Origin of the sequence: Acinetobacter sp. WA-87 (assembly GCF_039938935.1) — a bacterium.
Taxonomy (GTDB): domain Bacteria; phylum Pseudomonadota; class Gammaproteobacteria; order Pseudomonadales; family Moraxellaceae; genus Acinetobacter; species Acinetobacter seifertii.
The window spans coordinates 631,617-649,476 of sequence record NZ_JBDUVF010000001.1; the positions used below are offsets into that span (position 1 = coordinate 631,617).

The 17,860-nt window shown below is 39.5% G+C and carries 19 protein-coding genes; 5 read left to right on the forward strand and 14 right to left on the reverse strand.

What is annotated here, in order from left to right; translation table 11 throughout:
- Window positions 1-44: 44 nt before the first annotated feature.
- The 3 genes from ahpF to ABFY81_RS03060 form a co-directional block, all read right to left on the reverse strand.
- Entirely contained in the window at window positions 45-1,610 is a 1,566-nt protein-coding gene (gene ahpF, locus ABFY81_RS03050) for an alkyl hydroperoxide reductase subunit F (protein ID WP_347912989.1), read from the reverse strand.
- 173 nt (window positions 1,611-1,783) lie between these two features.
- On the reverse strand, window positions 1,784-2,305 hold the full coding sequence (locus ABFY81_RS03055) for a chromate transporter (protein ID WP_049063585.1): 522 nt from the start codon (window positions 2,303-2,305) through the stop codon (window positions 1,784-1,786).
- Window positions 2,305-2,865, reverse strand: a complete 561-nt coding sequence (locus ABFY81_RS03060) for a chromate transporter (protein ID WP_347912990.1) — start codon at window positions 2,863-2,865, stop codon at window positions 2,305-2,307. The genes ABFY81_RS03055 and ABFY81_RS03060 overlap by 1 nt, the downstream gene beginning before the upstream one ends.
- 101 nt (window positions 2,866-2,966) lie before the next feature.
- On the opposite strand from ABFY81_RS03060, the gene ABFY81_RS03065 reads away from it, so the two are divergent.
- Window positions 2,967-3,869 carry a LysR family transcriptional regulator gene (locus ABFY81_RS03065; protein WP_347912991.1) on the forward strand — a complete coding sequence of 301 codons (903 nt, stop codon included), beginning with the start codon at window positions 2,967-2,969 and terminating at the stop codon, window positions 3,867-3,869.
- A 56-nt stretch (window positions 3,870-3,925) separates the two neighbouring features.
- On the opposite strand, the gene arsH is transcribed toward ABFY81_RS03065, so the two are convergent.
- From arsH to ABFY81_RS03080, 3 genes are all read right to left on the reverse strand, one after another.
- Window positions 3,926-4,639: an arsenical resistance protein ArsH gene (arsH, locus tag ABFY81_RS03070; RefSeq protein WP_134261576.1), complete on the reverse strand. Its 714-nt coding sequence runs from the start codon at window positions 4,637-4,639 to the stop codon at window positions 3,926-3,928.
- Window positions 4,626-5,672, reverse strand: coding sequence for an ACR3 family arsenite efflux transporter (gene arsB, locus ABFY81_RS03075; RefSeq protein WP_347912992.1), 1,047 nt, complete (start codon window positions 5,670-5,672; stop codon window positions 4,626-4,628). Before arsB ends, arsH begins: the two co-directional genes overlap by 14 nt.
- A gap of 100 nt (window positions 5,673-5,772) precedes the next feature.
- Complete coding sequence (locus tag ABFY81_RS03080) at window positions 5,773-6,102, reverse strand: metalloregulator ArsR/SmtB family transcription factor (protein ID WP_019458909.1); 330 nt, start codon at window positions 6,100-6,102, stop codon at window positions 5,773-5,775.
- An 84-nt stretch (window positions 6,103-6,186) separates the two neighbouring features.
- Between ABFY81_RS03080 and arsC the strand changes: the two genes are divergently transcribed.
- A complete protein-coding gene (gene arsC / locus ABFY81_RS03085) occupies window positions 6,187-6,615 on the forward strand; it encodes an arsenate reductase (glutaredoxin) (protein WP_347912993.1) in 429 nt (142 codons plus the stop codon).
- Between the two features lie 67 nt (window positions 6,616-6,682).
- Here the strand turns inward: arsC and ABFY81_RS03090 are convergent, their stop codons facing one another.
- The 3 genes from ABFY81_RS03090 to ABFY81_RS03100 form a co-directional block, all read right to left on the reverse strand.
- The gene (locus ABFY81_RS03090; RefSeq protein WP_000784879.1) at window positions 6,683-6,844 is read right to left on the reverse strand and encodes a DUF1427 family protein; all 162 of its coding nucleotides are present in this window, start codon (window positions 6,842-6,844) and stop codon (window positions 6,683-6,685) included.
- 56 nt (window positions 6,845-6,900) lie between these two features.
- Entirely contained in the window at window positions 6,901-8,775 is a 1,875-nt protein-coding gene (locus tag ABFY81_RS03095; RefSeq protein WP_347912994.1) for an amidohydrolase, read from the reverse strand.
- A 109-nt stretch (window positions 8,776-8,884) separates the two neighbouring features.
- A complete protein-coding gene (locus tag ABFY81_RS03100; RefSeq protein WP_003651277.1) occupies window positions 8,885-9,571 on the reverse strand; it encodes a hydrolase in 687 nt (228 codons plus the stop codon).
- A 200-nt stretch (window positions 9,572-9,771) separates the two neighbouring features.
- Here ABFY81_RS03100 and ABFY81_RS03105 point away from each other — a divergent pair, with 200 nt between their 5' ends.
- Window positions 9,772-10,662, forward strand: a complete 891-nt coding sequence (locus ABFY81_RS03105; RefSeq protein ID WP_004792929.1) for a LysR family transcriptional regulator — start codon at window positions 9,772-9,774, stop codon at window positions 10,660-10,662.
- Window positions 10,663-10,711: 49 nt separating this feature from the next.
- On the opposite strand, the gene ABFY81_RS03110 is transcribed toward ABFY81_RS03105, so the two are convergent.
- Window positions 10,712-11,452, reverse strand: coding sequence for a GntR family transcriptional regulator (locus ABFY81_RS03110; RefSeq protein WP_347912995.1), 741 nt, complete (start codon window positions 11,450-11,452; stop codon window positions 10,712-10,714).
- A 401-nt stretch (window positions 11,453-11,853) separates the two neighbouring features.
- Between ABFY81_RS03110 and ABFY81_RS03115 the strand changes: the two genes are divergently transcribed.
- Together ABFY81_RS03115 and ABFY81_RS03120 are read left to right on the forward strand one after the other, a co-directional pair.
- Window positions 11,854-13,323: an NCS1 family nucleobase:cation symporter-1 gene (locus tag ABFY81_RS03115; RefSeq protein WP_347912996.1), complete on the forward strand. Its 1,470-nt coding sequence runs from the start codon at window positions 11,854-11,856 to the stop codon at window positions 13,321-13,323.
- Complete coding sequence (locus ABFY81_RS03120) at window positions 13,320-14,054, forward strand: aspartate/glutamate racemase family protein (protein ID WP_347912997.1); 735 nt, start codon at window positions 13,320-13,322, stop codon at window positions 14,052-14,054. Before ABFY81_RS03115 ends, ABFY81_RS03120 begins: the two co-directional genes overlap by 4 nt.
- Before the next feature lie 70 nt (window positions 14,055-14,124).
- Here the strand turns inward: ABFY81_RS03120 and tauD are convergent, their stop codons facing one another.
- The 4 genes from tauD to tauA are packed head-to-tail and all read right to left on the reverse strand — an operon-like array spanning window position 14,125 to window position 17,725.
- Window positions 14,125-15,006, reverse strand: coding sequence for a taurine dioxygenase (gene tauD, locus ABFY81_RS03125; protein ID WP_347912998.1), 882 nt, complete (start codon window positions 15,004-15,006; stop codon window positions 14,125-14,127).
- An 8-nt stretch (window positions 15,007-15,014) separates the two neighbouring features.
- On the reverse strand, window positions 15,015-15,884 hold the full coding sequence (tauC, locus tag ABFY81_RS03130) for a taurine ABC transporter permease TauC (protein WP_347912999.1): 870 nt from the start codon (window positions 15,882-15,884) through the stop codon (window positions 15,015-15,017).
- Complete coding sequence (locus tag ABFY81_RS03135) at window positions 15,881-16,675, reverse strand: ATP-binding cassette domain-containing protein (protein ID WP_151762162.1); 795 nt, start codon at window positions 16,673-16,675, stop codon at window positions 15,881-15,883. Before ABFY81_RS03135 ends, tauC begins: the two co-directional genes overlap by 4 nt.
- Window positions 16,676-16,684: 9 nt before the next feature.
- Entirely contained in the window at window positions 16,685-17,725 is a 1,041-nt protein-coding gene (tauA, locus tag ABFY81_RS03140) for a taurine ABC transporter substrate-binding protein (protein WP_077168445.1), read from the reverse strand.
- Between the last annotated feature and the right edge of the window lie 135 nt (window positions 17,726-17,860).

Below are 17,860 nucleotides of genomic sequence, written 5' to 3' on the forward strand. Positions count from 1 at the left end.
AGAGCCAAAGGATATCCTTTGGCTCTTTTGTTTTAGACTAGATTTTACTGCCCCGAACGAATGATGTAATCAAACGCAGAGAGCGAAGCTTTAGCGCCTTCACCTGTGGCAATAATGATTTGCTTGTAAGGCACAGTGGTACAGTCACCCGCAGCAAACACACCTTGTACATTGGTTTCGTTGCGGTCATTCACAATGATCTCACCACGGTTGGTTAATTCAACTTCACTGTCTTTTAAGAAGTCAGTGTTTGGTAATAAACCAATCTGTACAAAGATCCCTGCCAGTTCCACTACATGCTCTTCATCAGTGGCACGGTCTTTATATTTAAGACCAGTCACTTGTGAGCCGTCGCCTAACACTTCTGTACTTAAGGCATTCATAATCACAGTTGTGTTTGGCAAGCTATGCAGTTTGTTTTGCAAGACTTGGTCTGCACGAAGTTTAGTATCGAACTCAACCAGAGTTACATGCTCAACAATCCCTGCAAGGTCAATTGCAGCTTCAACACCTGAGTTACCACCACCAATCACGGCAACCCGTTTGCCTTTGAACAATGGACCATCACAGTGTGGGCAGTACGCAACACCACGGGTACGGTATTCAGCTTCACCCGGTACATTCATTTCTCTCCAACGTGCTCCTGTAGAAAGGATCACGGTCTTCGATTCAAGTTTGGCACCGTTTTCAAGTTCAACTGCAACCAGACCATTTTCAGTTTGGTTGGCCCCTGTGATTTTGCTAACACGTTGCAGGTTCATGATATCCACATCATATTCACGAACGTGTGCTTCCATCTCGGCAGCAAACTTAGGACCTTGAGTCTTTTGCACAGATGTGAAGTTTTCAATGTCCATGGTATCCATCACCTGACCACCGAAGCGTTCAGCTACGATACCAGTGTTAATACCTTTACGTGCTGCATAGATTGCTGCTGTTGCACCCGCAGGCCCACCACCAATCACCAATACATCAAAAGCATCTTTGGCATTGAGTGCTGCTGCATCTTTTTCAGCTGAGTTGGTGTCAAGTTTTGCCAAAATCTCTTCAAGGGTCATGCGACCTTGACCAATGTGCTCGTTGTCTTGGAACACCATTGGTACAGCCATGATTTTGCGTTGTTCAACTTCGTCTTGGAAGAATGAACCGTCAATCATGGTTGCTGTGGTGTTCGGGTTATAAATCGCGATCAGGTTAAGCGCCTGTACCACGTCCGGACAGTTATGACAGCTTAAGGATACAAACACATCAAAGTTGGCTTTGAGGTTTAGGCCTTTAATTTGGTTGAGCACTTCATCAGAAACTTTAGGGGTATAACCAGAGACTTGTAACAGCGCCAAGATCAAAGATGTAAACTCATGGCCCATTGGTAAGCCTGCAAAGAACACTCGAGGCTGTTCACCTGCTTTAGCCACACCAAAGCTTGGACGACGTGTATTGTTGCCATCAAAACGGGCAGTCACCTTGTCAGAAAGCTCAGCGATTTCTGTCACCAGTTCTTTAATTTGAGCAGCTTTATCTGATTCATTTAAAGCAGCCACTAATTCGATTGGACTTTCTAAACGTTCTAAGTAAGCTTTTAATTGAGTTTTAATGTTTTGATCTAACATCTGTTTTTACTCCAATGCATCCAAATTCTTTCAATAGATGCATAGTACGTTAAAACACAAAATAGGTAAAACAGTATGTTTTTATATATTTAATCGGTTTTTTAGATTTTATTATTTTCATTCAAAAAAACCAACCTGAACTTATCCCAGCGCAGGTCGGCAAACTGGTTAAACTAAAGTAACACCACACCAAATACAGCCCCAGCAATTAAGACATGTAAAGGATGAACTTTTTTAATTAAAGATAATAAAGTTGCAATGACTACCATAATAATAAGTAAATTATTTATGGCAGCTGCCTCAGAAATAATCCAAGCACTGGCAAGCACCGTCCCCACTGTGACGGGTTGTAAAGCAAGCTGTAAAACACGGCGCCATTTTTTATCTTTGAACTTAGACCAGCCTCTCATTACAAATACCGTAATAAGAGATGAAGGTAGAAATTTAGCGGTAGAGGCCACAAGTAAACCTGACAACCCTGCTACATGCCATCCCACCAATGGTACAATCATCATGTTCGGACCGGGAGCTGCTTGAGCCATAGCAAACAAGGCACTAAATTCTTGTGCAGTCATCCAATGATGAATATCAACCACTTGACGCTGCATTTCGGGCAAAATCGTGTTTCCGCCACCAAAAGCTATAAGAGACAACTGAGTAAAAATGATCGCTAAAGCAAGTAGAACTGCTCCCATTACACACGTCTCCAAATAATAGATGAATAAAGTGCCAATAGAATCAACATGGTCAAAAGCAAAGAAATTTTTAGAAAAGCAATACTGATAATTGCAGCCACGACAACACATATCGCTATCGGGTTACGTAATAATGGTTTCAACATTTTTAAGCCAGTTGCTACCAGAAGCCCTGCTGCTGCTGCTGCTAACCCTTCAAAAAGATGCTTAACCATAAGGTTGTCTTGGAACTGCTCATAGACATAATGTAAAAGTACAACAATAACAGTAGGTGCAAGGATCAGACCAATGAGCGAGCTCACTGCACCACGAACACCCCGAAACTCCATGCCAATCGCAACCGAGAGATTAATAATGTTGCCCCCTGGTAAGAATTGACACAGACCAAGTAACTCAGTGAATTTTTCAGGACTTAGCCATTGTCTCTGCTCTACAATGACTTTTCTTGCTAAAGGTAAAACACCACCAAATCCAATTAAACCTAATGTTAAAAAACCTAAAAATAACTCTGTGCAGGTGGGTACACTCTCCTTTCGCACGGCAATCTCAACATGGTTCATTTTCGTTACTTTTCACTTTATCTGACCAAGATAGAATGATACTTTTGTGATATATCTACAAATGCTTTTATTTTCACTAAGCATACCCTAAAGGTATTTCTATGCTCGATTTACATAAGCTTCACGCCTTTGTAGTAGTGGTTGAAGAAAGAAATATTACGCATGCAGCAAATCGATTGTTTATACAACAGCCGCCTCTAACGCGTTTACTCAAAAAACTTGAAGAAGAACTCGGTACACAATTATTTATTCGTCAACCGCGCGGGATTGAACCAACTGAGGCAGGTCTAGCTTTATTTAAAGAAGCACAGCTGTTATTAGAGCATGCTAAACATATACCCCAACTCGTCCAAGATGTTAGCCAAGGCAAAACTGGACAACTCAATATTGGTTTTACAAGTTCCGCAGGTTTACATCCGCTTATTTCGCTGGTATTGCGCTCATATCGTGAAATGTACCCAGCTGTACAGACTAAACTTGAAGAAGCAGGCAGCCAAAAGCAATTAGATTGGTTAATTTCGGAAAAGCTTGATATTGCTTTTTTAAGAGCGCCGATTAGTCGTGATATTGGTTTGAAACATCTGCATATATTAGATGAGTCAATGGTAGTGGCATTGCCCATAGACCATCCACTTACAAAAAGAGAGAAAATTAGTTTAGTTGACTTATCTGATGAGAATTTTGTTTTATACCGTCGTTCTTCAGGACAAGGCTTATATGACAATATTTTATATAGTTGCTATCAAGCAGGTTTTAGTCCGCGCATTGTTCAGGAAGCACCTCGACCTACCGCAACATTAAATTTAGTCGCTGCTGGAATTGGTATAACGATTGTGCCAGCCTCAATGCATAACTTTTGGGAACATGGAATTGTATATCGAGAATTTGATGATTCAATAAAACTGAATGCGCCTATTTACTTGATTACACGTGAAAATGAAAACTCGGCTAAAGTTTCAAACTTTATTGAACTTATGCAAAAACTTTTGCCCACAATCACCTGAGTGTAAAAACTAAGCAATAAAAAGTGCTCCAAATGAAGCACTTTTCATGAAACTGTTTATTTTTGATTTACTCGTTTTGACAGCTCTTCTGCCGATTCTTTGCGCTCAGAATAGCGATCTGTCAAATATTCTTTTTGCCCACGCGTTAATAAAGTGAACTTATACAGTTCCTCCATTACATCAACAATTCGATCATAGTAAGAAGAGGGTTTCATACTGCCATCTTCCTCAAACTCCAAAAATGCTTTTGCGACAGATGACTGATTTGGGATGGTAATCATACGCATCCAACGACCTAAAATACGCATTTGATTGACTGCATTAAAAGATTGCGAACCACCACTGACTTGCATGACTGCTAGGGTTTTACCCTGAGTTGCACGGATTGCTCCAGCTGCTAAGGGAATCCAATCAATTTGAGCTTTTAAAATAGAACTCATCGCACCATGACGTTCAGGCGAACACCAGACCATGCCTTCTGCCCAAGCTAATAGTGTATGTAATTCTTGGACTTTAGGATGATCTGTTCCTGCATCCTCAGGCAAAGGTAAACCTTTAGGATGAAAGATTTTGACTTCAGCACCTAAATATTCAAGGATTCGGCCAGCAGTCAGCACAGCAAAACGACTATAAGAGCGTTCCCGATTAGAACCATATAGCAATAAAATCCGAGGAGGATGCTCAAGCTGCTGTGCTTGCACTTGCTCAAATGTAGGCTTATCTAGAAGATTTAATGCTACATTTGATAAATCATTATTAGGACTGTTCATGTGAGAAATACTTTTTCTTGAGCCAAAGAGAAACGGTAACGAGTGAAATTAACACGGGAACTTCAACCAACGGCCCAATCACTGTGGTAAAAGCGACAGGTGATGCTAAACCAAATGTTGCGATAGCAACCGCTAATGCCAACTCAAAATTGTTGCCAGCAGCGGTAAATGAAATAGCAGTGGTACGTGGATAGTTATTCCCCATCCGTTTACTCATAAAGAAGCTAATGAAGAACATTACGACAAAGTAAATCGTAAGTGGAATCGCAATACGTAATACATCTAAAGGCAAGCTCACTACATCACTACCTTTTAGACTAAACATCGCCACAATAGTAAAAAGTAAAGCAATTAAACTAATCGGGCTGATCTTTGGTAAAAATTTAGTGTGATACCACTCCAACCCTTTCGACTTGACTAAAATCAAACGCGTCAGGAATCCCATTAAAAATGGAATACCTAAGTACACCAAAACCGCGTGTGTAATCGTCCAGAAATTCACATCAATGACTTGCCCTGCCGCACCAAAATACGGCGGCAAAAAGGTCAAAAATAGCCAAGCATACGTACTGAAAAATAAGATTTGGAAAATACTATTAAAAGCAACCAACGCTGCAACGTATTGGTTATCGCCACAAGCCAAGCCATTCCAGACCAACACCATGGCAATACAACGTGCCAAGCCAATTAAAATAAGGCCAGTCATATACTCTGGATAGCTATGCAGAAAAACAATCGCAAGGATGAACATTAAAACTGGAGCAATAATCCAATTCTGTACCAACGATAAAGTTAAGGTTTTCTTATCTTTAAATACCTCTGGTAACGCAGCATAATCAACCTTAGCTAAAGGTGGATACATCATCAAAATTAAGCCGATTGCGATCGGGATATTAACGTTATCTACAATTAATTCATTCAAAGACATAGATGCCTGAGGAAAGAAAACTCCAATGGCTAAACCTAAAGCCATTGCAATGAAAATCCATAGCGTCAGGTTTCGATCTAAAAATGAAAGCCCTTGTCTGGTCATGTTCTACTCGAAGAAATAATTGATTAATTTTGTTCAATACACAAATGATTGATACACCTATGCTAGAAATCCGAATTTTTAAGATAGAAATCTAGGAAGATTAATCGCAGCACGTTGTAGTGATGAAAGGCTGATATTGTTGTTTTACTCTTGTCTCACTCTCATCATTTTCTATCACCTTTAAAATATCTAAAGCCCATACAGGTAAATCTGGATTTAAGCTGTAATAGACCCACTGACCTTTTCTTTCATCAAGTAATACGCCATGAGTTCTTAATAAGGCCAAGTGACGAGAAATTTTCGGTTGGCTCAATTCAAGCTGCTCTGTTAGCTCACAAACACAAATATTTTGTTTATTTAGAACTAATTTAAGAATATTTAACCGAGTTTGGTCAGATAGACATTTAAAGAAATCGACTTGGTTGATCATATCTTCAACAGAATATATTCGTTATTGCAAATATACGGATATCCATATATAAATGCAATATCTTAATTTGACAATAAATTTACCATGACTGAGCTAGTGAAGATTTACCATAACCCTGCTTGCGGAACCTCACGCAATACATTGGCGCTTATTCGTCATGCAGGACTTAAGCCTATTGTTATTGAATATTTGCAAACACCACCAAGTAAAGATGAATTGATTCAACTCATTAAGGATTCAGGCTTAACTGTACGTGAATCAATTCGTAAAAATGTTGATCCCTACAAAGATTTAGAGTTAGAACAAAACCATTGGACAGACGAGCAATTAATTGATTTTATGGTGGAGTATCCAATTTTAATTAATCGCCCATTTGTGGTTACACCAAAAGGCACGCGACTTTGCCGCCCTTCTGAAGTGGTGCTCGACATTTTAGATTCAAAAAACTTAGGCTATTTTGCAAAAGAAGATGGCGAAGTGATTATTGACGAACAAGGCCGTCGTATAAAGTAATTGAAAATACTTATTAATATAAAAAGCTAAATGGCATAGCACCATTTAGCTTTTTGAATGAAACAGGTTAAAAATAGGACTTAATAAAAGGAAGCAGTTGCTCTCCTATTACCATGCCTAATAATCCGACTAACGCAACAAGAGGTGGAGCTGGTGACTTAACATTTAAAACGTAATATAAGACACCAACAAGCAACCCTACAGCCAAAGATAACAAGTACATTTTCATCGTACATACCTTAGGGAAACAAGCCATTTAATCAGCAGGTTCCCATACTGTTTTATTTAAAATGCAAAACACGAGCACCCTAGTGCGCCCCAGAAAGATTTTTTGTCCTTATCGTTTACAGGAACATCAAGCATCCAAGCGTGGCTGTGTCCATGCATGCCACAGCTGCTAGTACATGCACACAATGCACTTTGTGACTGTAATGATTGATTCGATGGTGCATTACGATTTTCAGATAAACGCCACTGACCACCAAAGCGTTTTACTGGCGACCATGTTGGAGATGCTGGCGGCAACGGCGGATCGTCTTGCTTAAACTCAGCCCCTGCATATACCACTTTTCCACCTAAAACAGTGAGTACAGACTCAATCCACTGGATATCTTCTGCTTCAACTTTGAAGTAGTCATCAGACAACACGACCAAGTCAGCAAGTTCCCCGGTTGTGAGTGAACCTTTGACATCTTTTTCACCTGAGAACCAAGCCGAACCTTTAGTCCAGAGTTTGAGTGCAGTCTGACGGTCTAATAGATTTTTTTCATCATAGAGTGGCAAACCACCCACTGTTTTACCTGTAGTCAGCCAATACAAACACACCCAAGGATTATAAGAGGCAACACGAGTCGCATCTGTCCCCGCACCCACAGGAACACCAAGCTCTAACATTTTCTTAACTGGTGGCGTTGCCTGAGCAGCCTCAGCACCATAGCGTTTTACGAAAATCTCACCTTGATATGCCATACGGTGTTGAATGGCAATACCACCGCCCAACGCACCAATACGTTCAATATTACGCTCAGATACGGTTTCGGCGTGGTCAATAATAAATCGAGTTGCGAATGGCTGTTTTGAATTGACGCGCTCAAATACATTGAGCAAACGATTAATGCTTTCATCGTAAGTTGCATGAATACGGAATGGCCATTTCTTTTCAGCCAAGTGTTCTACGATGGCTTCGAGTTCACCTTCCATTTTTTCTGGTAAATCTGGACGTGGTTCATAGAAATCTTCGAAGTCACCCGCTGACCAAGTCAGGTTCTCACCTGCTCCATTCATTCTAAATAACTCATCACCATCACCCGGAAATGTCATTTCTGTCCAACGGCGATAGTCATCAAGCTCTTGGCCTGCCTTCTGAGCAAATAGATTATAAGCAATTCGCACTGTCATTTGATTTTGATCGTGTAATTGCTTAATCACATCATAATCTTCAGGGTAATTTTGACCACCACCACCTGCATCAATTGCCGAAGTAATGCCTAATCGATTTAGTTCGCGCATGAAATGACGAGTTGAATTGACTTGATCTTCAACTGGCAATTTTGGTGCTTTCCCTAAGGTTGAATACAAAATCATAGCGGATGGAGTTGCGAGCAACAGACCTGTTGGTTCACCCTTTGCATCTCGTACAATTTTGCCTCCGGGTGGATCTGGAGTGTCTTTATTAAAGCCTAATACATCAAGCGCTGCCCGGTTCAACAAAGCACTGGCATATAAATGTAAAACAAAGACAGGAGTATCTGGCGCAGCTTTATTAATTTCTTCTAAAGTTGGTAACCGCTTTTCAGCAAACTGGAACTCAGTCCAACCACCAACCACACGTACCCATTGTGGAGCTGGCGTATTATCTGCTTGTTCTTTAAGTAATCGTAGAGCATCAGCAACGGATGGCACACCTTCCCAGCGCAATTCCATATTGTAATTTAGGCCACCACGAATAATATGCAGATGACTGTCATTTAGACCCGGTATAACGCGACGACCATTTAAGTCTACGACTTTGCTTGTAGGGGTTGCGAGCTTCATAACCTCATCATTTGTACCCGTAAGTACGACTTTACCATCTGCAATCGCAATTGCTTGTACTTCTGGATTGTGAGGATCTAGTGTTGTGATTTTACCGTTTATGAGTATGAGGTTTATTTCGGTCATTCTGAACTCCATTCTTGTGAATTATCGTTCTAAAAAATAAAGGCATGTCTGTATTAATATCACTTAAATATTGAATACTAGACATACCTTTACCTAAATCAGTACTGTTTTATTTTGCAGGAACTGGTGCAAGTACTTCGTGTTTTGAAGTTGTACGTTCAGGTGCCTTATGTACCATCGTATAGGCATAATCAACGCCCATACCATAAGCACCAGAATGCTCGCGTACAATTGCCATAACTGCATCATACGTATCACGGTGTGCCCAATCACGTTGCCATTCAAGTAAGACTTGCTGCCAAGTTACCGGAACAACACCTGCTTGAATCATGCGTTGCATAGAATAATCGTGTGCTTCTTTCGATGTGCCACCCGAAGCATCCGCGACCATATAAATTTCATAATCGCCTTCAAGCATGGCACCAAAAGCAAAAGTGTTATTGCACACTTCAGTCCATAAGCCTGAAACAATCACTTTTTTACGATTATTTTTTGCAAGAGAATCACGTACTTTTTGATCATCCCATGAGTTCATAGAAGTACGTTCTAGTAATGGAGCATCTGGAAATACATCTAAAAGTTCTGGATAGGTATGACCAGAGAAGCTTTCAGTTTCAACTGTGGTAATGGTGACAGGAATATTGAATGTTTTAGCTGCTTTTGCTAATCCTACAGTATTATTCTTTAATACTTGGCGATCTATTGACTGTACCCCAAAAGCCATTTGTGGCTGATGATCAATAAAAATAACCTGACAATTCGTTGGTGATAATTGTTCTAAAAGTGATTTATTCATGAATAACTCCGTTATTACTGATAAGTTTTGTGTTTAAGTAAATAATCTAATGTTTATTATCAAAACAGATAAAAATGTAAAAAAATAGACAGTAAATCAGCTCGAATCTGTATGCTGTACGAATACAATAAAATCAATGATTGCTTTTTAATTTTTATAGTTTAATCATTGATATATATTTTTTTAACTTTTGCTTATCCATGGATCGATTAGACTGTATTTCCACTTTTGTAAGTGTCGTAGAACATGGGAATTTTAGTAGCGCAGCCAGAGCACTCGACATCTCTCGTGACTTAGTGGCCAAACGTGTTTGCTACCTCGAAAATGACCTGAAAACCACACTGTTAACCAGAACAACAAGACAGATGAATCTCACCTCTTGTGGGGAAAAATTTTATCAACATAGTAAAGTCATTTTAAGTGAATTTGAATGGGCTGCTTATGAAATTAGCTACAATCAGCAGTACCCTGAAGGCGAACTTAAGCTCAATACCCCCATGTCTTTTAGCAATATTTTTCTTCAACATATCATTTCAGACTTTATAGAGAAATATCCCAGTATCAAAATTGATTTATTCATGACTGATCAGCTATTAGATACGAATAATAATAAATTTGATTTAACCATTCGTGTAGATGGTTCACCTCCAAATTTGGCAAATAGTAAAATATTAAATACCTATCAACGATATTTATATGCAACACCAGAGTATTTTAATCAGCATGGCCTTCCAACCTCTTTAGAAGAACTTAAAGAACATAAATTTCTGATTTACTATCAAGATAGTCGACATAAAAAATTGATTTTCCAAAAAGATCAAAAAGAAGTGTCCTTTAATTGCTTCCCTGTGATGACCTGTAATAATGGGGAATTATTATTAGATATGTGCTTGAAAGATCACGGTATCGTTTTTCTTCCAGAGTTTATTGCAGAGCCTTATTACAAAGAAGGCAAATTACAGAAATGTTTGGAGGACTATACCAGTCAGCCGCTTCACTTATATGTCACATGGCCAAACCGTAAGATTTTATCGAAGAAGGTCAAACTATTTATTGATTTTCTAACGCGTCAAATCGTTCCTATAAAATAATCAATCTGGGCCTTTTCCATAGGAATTGGCCCGTTATTTTTTAGTTATTTTAAATAGTTTCAATTTTTTTATTTTTAAATAAATTTAATAAATTTTGATCTGCTGTTGCTGTGCGGTCTTCTTCAATAAATGTCGTCGCGTAGTGTTCTAAATGCTCTTCCATCAATTGAGTGGCTCGCTTTTCATCGCCTTGCTCAATGGCATTTAAAATTGCACGATGTTCATCTGCCGAACAATTATTATGTTTTGGAATTTCATATAACCCAATTAATAACGAAGTCCTTGCAATAAGCGTCTGCAAATAACTGGTTATAATCGTATTTTGATTTGCTTCAATCAGCTTTAAATGAAATTGTCCTGATAGCTTAATCCACTCAGCCCAATTGCCAGCTAAACGCTCATGAGACTCTTGATCGACTAAACCTCGAAGCTCACTAAAATCTAGGCTATGTGACTTTTGAGCTAGCTTTTTTACAGTAGCGATTTCAAGCATGCTGCGTGCTTCAAAGACCTCTTTTGTTTCATAAGCACTATGTTTTGCGATGAGTGCTCCACGATTGGGCTGAATTTCGATGACCTTATCATGGGCAAGTTTGACAAAAACACGTCTTAACACTCCTCGCGTTACACCAAATGCTTCACACAAAGGTGCTTCAACTAAACGTGCGCCAGGGGCAAGTTGTCGATTTAAAATAGCATCTACAATAGCGTTATATATATGGTCATCAATTTCATCATTGCTCATTTCTACGGCTTTTTTTGGTGCATTTGATGGCATTGATTTCTCCATTTTTATTAACGCCTCCTCTTTTTAAAACTTTATCTAATAACTGTAGTGTAAGTTTAACTTAAGCGTTTTGGAATATTGCTCTCATTTCCAAAACACTAATGTTGAGCTAAACAATTCAATATTAGACTTCTAAATATCCACTTATACACCTAACTTTACTTACTTTTTATAAAAAATTAAGTACTTCTCATTTTATAAATTTGTCTCTTCATATCCAAAATTCATACCAGTTTAAATAACTCATGAGCGCTACTTCTTAAATTTGGCATAACTTTTGCTCAATTAAAATTGTGCACAATGTAAATATCAAATTGTGCACAATTTTAATTTCATTCTTTTAGCCAGAATTTCAAGCTGCTGAAGAACGTGCCAGCCCAACATAAGGGAAGTGAGTGTTCAAGATGAATAATACCGAAGCAATAATTAAACCTTCTTATGATGCAAAACTGACAAATCAAGATTTAGCTCCTTTAAAAAAGCAAACATGGGGCGCTTATAATATTTTTGCTTTCTGGATGTCTGATGTTCATAGTGTCGGCGGTTATGTCATGGCTGGGAGCCTTTTTGCACTCGGGCTCAATAGCTGGCAGGTACTTTTATCTTTACTCATCGGCATTGCCATAGTTCAGTTTTTTACAAACCTCATTGCCAAGTCTAGCCAACAAACTGGCACGCCCTATCCTGTTATTTGCCGCGCAACCTTCGGTGTACTTGGTGCAAATATTCCTGCTGTTATTCGTGGTCTTATTGCTGTCGCATGGTATGGCATTCAAACCTATTTGGCCTCAAGTGCTTTCTTATTGGTCATTTTAAAGTTCTTTCCAGAATGGTCGCTCTATGCCGATGTTACAAATTACGGCTTTCTTGGACTTTCCTATTTAGGATGGGTTGGCTTTATGCTGCTTTGGTTACTGCAAGCGATTGTTTTTTGGTCTGGCATGGACAGTATTCGTAAATTCATTGACTGGGCAGGTCCGGCTGTCTACGTAGTGATGTTTGCGATGGCAGTATGGCTCATCTGGAAAGCTGGCTGGCAAAATATTGATTTAAACTTGAGCGGTGTTCAATACGACGGTTTTGCGGTTGTACCTGTCATGATTGGTGCTATTGCGCTTGTTGTTTCATATTTTTCAGGACCGATGCTGAACTTTGGTGACTTCTCTCGTTATGGCAAAAGTTTTAATGCCATTAAAATGGGAAACTTTCTTGGACTACCGATTAATTTCTTAGGCTTTTCTTTACTTACTGTAGTGTGTATTGCAGCAACGCTTCCAGTCTACGGCAAGCTCATTACAGACCCTGTCGAGATGGTTGGAAAACTTGATAATACCTTTGTGGTGATTTTAGGCAGCTTGACCTTAATGATTGCCACGATTGGGATTAATATTGTCGCTAACTTTGTTTCACCTGCCTTTGATTTTTCCAACGTTTCACCGAGCAAAATTAGCTGGCGCATGGGTGGAATGATTGCAGCAGTTGGTTCGATTTTCATTACCCCATGGAATTTATTTAATAATCCTCAAGTGATCCATTACACCATTGATATTTTGGGTGCATTTATTGGTCCACTTTTTGGCGTATTGATAGCCGATTTTTACCTCGTTAAAAAACAAAAAATCGAAGTAGATGATTTATATACCTTAGATACCAAAGGTTTGTATTGGTACAAAAATGGTTATAACCACTCTGCCTTTTATGCCTTAATTCCAGCTTCATTAATTCCTATTCTCTGCGTACTTTTACCACAACTATCAGGGCTAGCTAATTTCACATGGTTTATTGGGATGGGATTCGGTTTTGTCATTTATCGATTTCTTAACCAACCGCTTGCCCATGCTAAATCGGCAATGACGAAGGTAAAAGTACAATGAAAATTAAAATTATTAACCCTAATACAACCCAAAGCATGACAGACAAAATTGCTGCATCAGCAAAGATAGTCGCAGGTTCTGGTACTCAAATTATTGCAGTGAGTCCTCAAATGGGCCCTGCTACGATTGAAAGTTATTATGATGAGGCTCTAAGTGCAGTAGGTGTGCTAGAGGAAATTCGCCAAGGTGAACTTCTAGGTGTAGATGCTTATGTTATTGCCTGTTTTGGTGACCCTGCACTTTATGCTGCCCGTGAAATGACTTCAGCACCTGTGATTGGGATTGCCGAAGCAGCTATGAGAACTGCAAGTTATGTTAGTACTGGTTTTAGTGTGGTCACAACCTTACAACGCACAGTGAATATGAGCTGGCATCTGGTTCATCGCTATGGGGCTACACCATTTTGCAAAAATGTTCGGGCTTGTGACATTGCAGTTGAAGAGTTGGAGCTTCCTGACTCAGATGCTTATCGAACCATACGAGATGAGTGCAAAAAAGCACTAGTAGAAGATAAAAGCGATGCGATTGTTTTGGGCTGTGCAGGTATGAGTGATTTATGCCTAAAACTACAAAACGAGTTGGGAGTAATTGTTATTGACGGCGTTGCAGCAGCCGTTAAACAAGCTGAAATGTTAGTCCAGTTAAATTTAAAAACCAGCAAAGTTGGTGATTGGGCCTCACCTCCTGTAAAGAGTTACACAGGCATATTGTCAGGATTTGGAGCACATTAGAAATAAATTACTGTTTCAATTCCAACTCAAAACGCTGCGTTGGAATTGAAACAAAGAATAATTAAAAGAATTAAGCCTCTGCTAACTCTGGCTGTTGTTCATTTTTATAAAATGGCACATCACCGTTAATAGTTGCACGGTGCATGATGCGATGAGCATCACCATAATCAAATAATGCTTTATGTTGCGTACAACGGTTATCCCAAATCGCGATATCACCATCTTGCCACTTCCAACGCAAATGAAACTGCTCTAGGGTCGCATGTCCAAATAGGAAATTAAGCAACTGCTCACTTTCTTGTTCGGGTAACTCATTAATGTGTGTGGTAAAGCCTTCACTTACGAACAACAGAGGCTCACCTGTAACAGGATGGGTACGCACCACTGGGTGAACCACTGGTGGGTTACGCTTAAAGGTTTGCAACAGCTTTTCACGCTCTTCTTCGTTATGGGCAAAACGTTCAAGTGGAAAAGACTTCCGAATATCGTGTGTTGCAGTTAAGCCACGTAATTTTTGCTGTAACTCAAGCGGAAGCCCTTTAAAAGCTGCGGTATTGCTCGACCACAACGTATCACCGCCCACAGGTGGAATTTTAATAGCTTGCAACACACAACCTAAAGGTGGATTTTTACTAAAAGTCACATCTGTGTGCCAAAGTTCATTATCACGCAAGTCTTGTTTCCAGCTATCGAGCACCATCACTTCAGGTACATCTTCAATTGAAGGATAAATCGGGTGCACGTGTAAGGTGCCAAAACTGCGTGCCAAGTCTACTTGTGCTTGCGGTGCTAATTGTTGCTTTCGAAAAAAAATAACCTGATGATCAAGCAAAGCCTGCTGGATTTGTTGCGTTGTCTGTTCATTTAACGCATTCAAATCAATATCGTGAATAATTGCGCCAATGGTAGGCTTGATCACTTCAATATTTAAGTTTGCTACTACTGTATTCATCTTCTTTACTACAACTGCTGACCATACCAAGGAGAAAACTGTTTTTGTAACCAACGTAAAAACAGCTCAAAACTAACTGCGACAATCGCAATCACAATAATGCCCAGAATCACCGTATCGGTAATTAAGAACTGTGCTGCCGATTGCACCATAAAACCAATACCGCGGTCCGCTGCAACCAACTCTGCTGCAACTAATGTTGACCAACCCACCCCAAGACCAATACGAATACCGGTAATAATATGAGGCAAAGCCGTTGGTAAAATGACATGCCAAAAGACTTGTGACTGACTCGCACCCAACGACAATGCCGCACGTTCACGATTAAGCTGATGACTTAATACACCGTGTGCACTACTAATAATGACAGGCGCCAATATCGAGAAGAAAATCAAAAGTACTTTTGTGGTTTCACCAATACCGAACCAAATAACAAGTAACGGCAAATAAGCTAACGGTGGAATTGGACGTAATAATTCAACTAAAGGATCTAGAACAGCGCGAACCCATTTGTTCAGCCCCATCCATAAGCCTAGCGGAACTCCAATCACTACGGCAGCAATCAAAGCTAAAAACACACGAGAGATACTGGCTGCCAAGTGTTGCCACAAATTTGCTTTCATAAAGCCTTCTTGGCTAACCGATATAAATTTTTGCCAGACTGCCTGTGGGCTTGGTAAAAACAGTTCAGGCACAACATGCAAAGCAGTAATGAGGAACCAGAGTGCAACCACACTTCCCACACTAATTATGCTGACTGCCAAAGTGCGATGCTTCTCAAAAAATGACGATAGAAATGAAGCATTTTCTGCTTGCACATCTGGCTTAAGTTTTAGCTCTGCTTTGTCATACTCATAGACGTTATCTTTAGTGTTCATGTAGGTAACGCCTCCTTACCGCTTTGTTTTTGTGCCCTTAAACTTTCAAATAGCTGCTCTCTGAGCTGAATAAATTGAGGGTCCGATTTAATTGAGCGAATAGACTCGCCCTGACGATATCGTTGAGCAAAATCCAGATGTAGAGTTTCTACAATTTTACCCGGATGTGCTGTCATTAATACCAGCTGATTGCTGAGTAATAATGCTTCTTCAATATCATGAGTAATCAAAAAGAAGCTTTTATTTTGTTGAATCCATAAATCGAGCACTAACTGCTGCATGTTTTCACGCGTAAAAGCATCTAATGCGGCAAAAGGTTCATCTAATAAAATAAACGGCGCGTGACTAATCAAAGCTCTGGCAATACCAACACGTTGTTTCATACCACCGGAAAGTTCCCAGATATTGGCTTTTTCAACGTGACTTAAACCTACAATTTTTAAAATTGCATTCACTTGTTTCTCAATCTCTGCACGTTTTAAACCTTTTAACTGCAAAGCGAAGCCAACATTATCTGCAACATTCAACCAAGGAAGTAAGGCGTGATCCTGAAATACAACAGCGCGAGTTACATCTGGTCCAGTTACCACTTCATGATTTACAAGTACATCACCAGAGCTTGGCTTTTGAAACCCTGCCAAGATATTAAGCAAAGTTGTTTTGCCACAACCCGACTCGCCCAAAATCACGGTTAAAGAACCTTCTTCAATGGTTAGGTTAATGTCTTGTAAAACTGGCTTTTGCTGTTTAGGAAAAGTCAGATGAATATGTTTGGCTTCTAATACACTCATGACAACTCCTTAAGGCTGCAAAAATGAAGAATTCACGTTGCCTTTATAATCGGCTTTCAGTTGATCAACTTTGCCCTGACCTTTTAAGAACTTCGCTGTATCAAAAATATTTTGTGCGAATTCACCATCTAACGTTTGTTTTTGCTGTGCACGGTCAAGGTAAATATTTCCACTTAATAAAAGCGGGATATCTTTTGCATCAGAACCTGTGAGCTGCGCAATTTTTTGCACGTTATCGGCATCTTTAACGTAAGCGGCTGGATCTTGATTATATTTCTCAAGCTGCTCAAGCGTAGTTTTAACAAACGCTTTTAAGAAGTCAGGATTTTTCTCTGCAAAATCTTTACGCACAACCCATAAGTCATAAGTTGGAGCGCCCCATTCACCCACTTGTTTTGAGTCGGTTAAAACCGTACCAGATGCTTTAGCTTTACTTAAAGCAGGTTCCCACACATAGGCAGCATCAATATCACCACGTTCCCAAGCAGCTGAAATTTCAGGTGGACGCAAGTTAATAATTTTTACTTTGTCTTCTGGAATGTTCCAATGTTTAAGTGCCGACAAAAGGCTGTAATGCGTAGTTGAAACAAACGGTACAGCAATGGTTTTGCCAATTAAATCTTGAGGAGTTTTAATGCCTGATTTATTACTTACCACGAGTGCTTCAGACGCACCAAGTTTTGATGTAATTAAGAATACTTCAATTGGTAAATCACGGCTTGCCGCAGCAGCAAGTGGACTTGAGCCAATATTGCCAAGTACGACATCGCCTGAAGCAAGTGCATTGACAACGTCTGAGCCTGCATCAAATTTTTTCCATTGAATGTTACGTTGACTTTGTTTTTCGTAGTCACCATTCGCCTGTGCAACTTTACTTGGGTCCACTCCAGTTTGATAGGCAATCACGACAGGTTTGTTATCACGAACTGAAGCACTTGTATTATTGTCTTTCTTATTTTGCCATACGATAAATGCAACAATTGCGACGATCACAATTGCCGTGACAATCAGCGGTTTGGTCTTCGTGCTCATAATTTCATGATCTTTCAATAATATAAGCCTATGGTATGCAGCCGGCTTTATAATGAAAAATAAAAAAATATGAGTTGCTTATCTAGTTTTTATAAATAACTTTTCTTCATAAGTTTTTATCTTTTGGTAAAAAGCAAATTTTAAGTAATCTTA

Excerpts from the sequence above, each read along its gene's own strand:
- ahpF (WP_347912989.1), bottom strand. The coding sequence starts at position 1,610 with ATGTTAGATCAAAACATTAAAACTCAATTAAAAGCTTACTTAGAACGT.
- ABFY81_RS03055 (WP_049063585.1), bottom strand. The coding sequence starts at position 2,305 with ATGGGAGCAGTTCTACTTGCTTTAGCGATCATTTTTACTCAGTTGTCT.
- ABFY81_RS03060 (WP_347912990.1), bottom strand. The coding sequence starts at position 2,865 with ATGAACCATGTTGAGATTGCCGTGCGAAAGGAGAGTGTACCCACCTGC.
- ABFY81_RS03065 (WP_347912991.1), top strand. The coding sequence starts at position 2,967 with ATGCTCGATTTACATAAGCTTCACGCCTTTGTAGTAGTGGTTGAAGAA.
- arsH (WP_134261576.1), bottom strand. The coding sequence starts at position 4,639 with ATGAACAGTCCTAATAATGATTTATCAAATGTAGCATTAAATCTTCTA.
- arsB (WP_347912992.1), bottom strand. The coding sequence starts at position 5,672 with ATGACCAGACAAGGGCTTTCATTTTTAGATCGAAACCTGACGCTATGG.
- ABFY81_RS03080 (WP_019458909.1), bottom strand. The coding sequence starts at position 6,102 with ATGATCAACCAAGTCGATTTCTTTAAATGTCTATCTGACCAAACTCGG.
- arsC (WP_347912993.1), top strand. The coding sequence starts at position 6,187 with ATGACTGAGCTAGTGAAGATTTACCATAACCCTGCTTGCGGAACCTCA.
- ABFY81_RS03090 (WP_000784879.1), bottom strand. The coding sequence starts at position 6,844 with ATGAAAATGTACTTGTTATCTTTGGCTGTAGGGTTGCTTGTTGGTGTC.
- ABFY81_RS03095 (WP_347912994.1), bottom strand. The coding sequence starts at position 8,775 with ATGACCGAAATAAACCTCATACTCATAAACGGTAAAATCACAACACTA.
- ABFY81_RS03100 (WP_003651277.1), bottom strand. The coding sequence starts at position 9,571 with ATGAATAAATCACTTTTAGAACAATTATCACCAACGAATTGTCAGGTT.
- ABFY81_RS03105 (WP_004792929.1), top strand. The coding sequence starts at position 9,772 with ATGGATCGATTAGACTGTATTTCCACTTTTGTAAGTGTCGTAGAACAT.
- ABFY81_RS03110 (WP_347912995.1), bottom strand. The coding sequence starts at position 11,452 with ATGGAGAAATCAATGCCATCAAATGCACCAAAAAAAGCCGTAGAAATG.
- ABFY81_RS03115 (WP_347912996.1), top strand. The coding sequence starts at position 11,854 with ATGAATAATACCGAAGCAATAATTAAACCTTCTTATGATGCAAAACTG.
- ABFY81_RS03120 (WP_347912997.1), top strand. The coding sequence starts at position 13,320 with ATGAAAATTAAAATTATTAACCCTAATACAACCCAAAGCATGACAGAC.
- tauD (WP_347912998.1), bottom strand. The coding sequence starts at position 15,006 with ATGAATACAGTAGTAGCAAACTTAAATATTGAAGTGATCAAGCCTACC.
- tauC (WP_347912999.1), bottom strand. The coding sequence starts at position 15,884 with ATGAACACTAAAGATAACGTCTATGAGTATGACAAAGCAGAGCTAAAA.
- ABFY81_RS03135 (WP_151762162.1), bottom strand. The coding sequence starts at position 16,675 with ATGAGTGTATTAGAAGCCAAACATATTCATCTGACTTTTCCTAAACAG.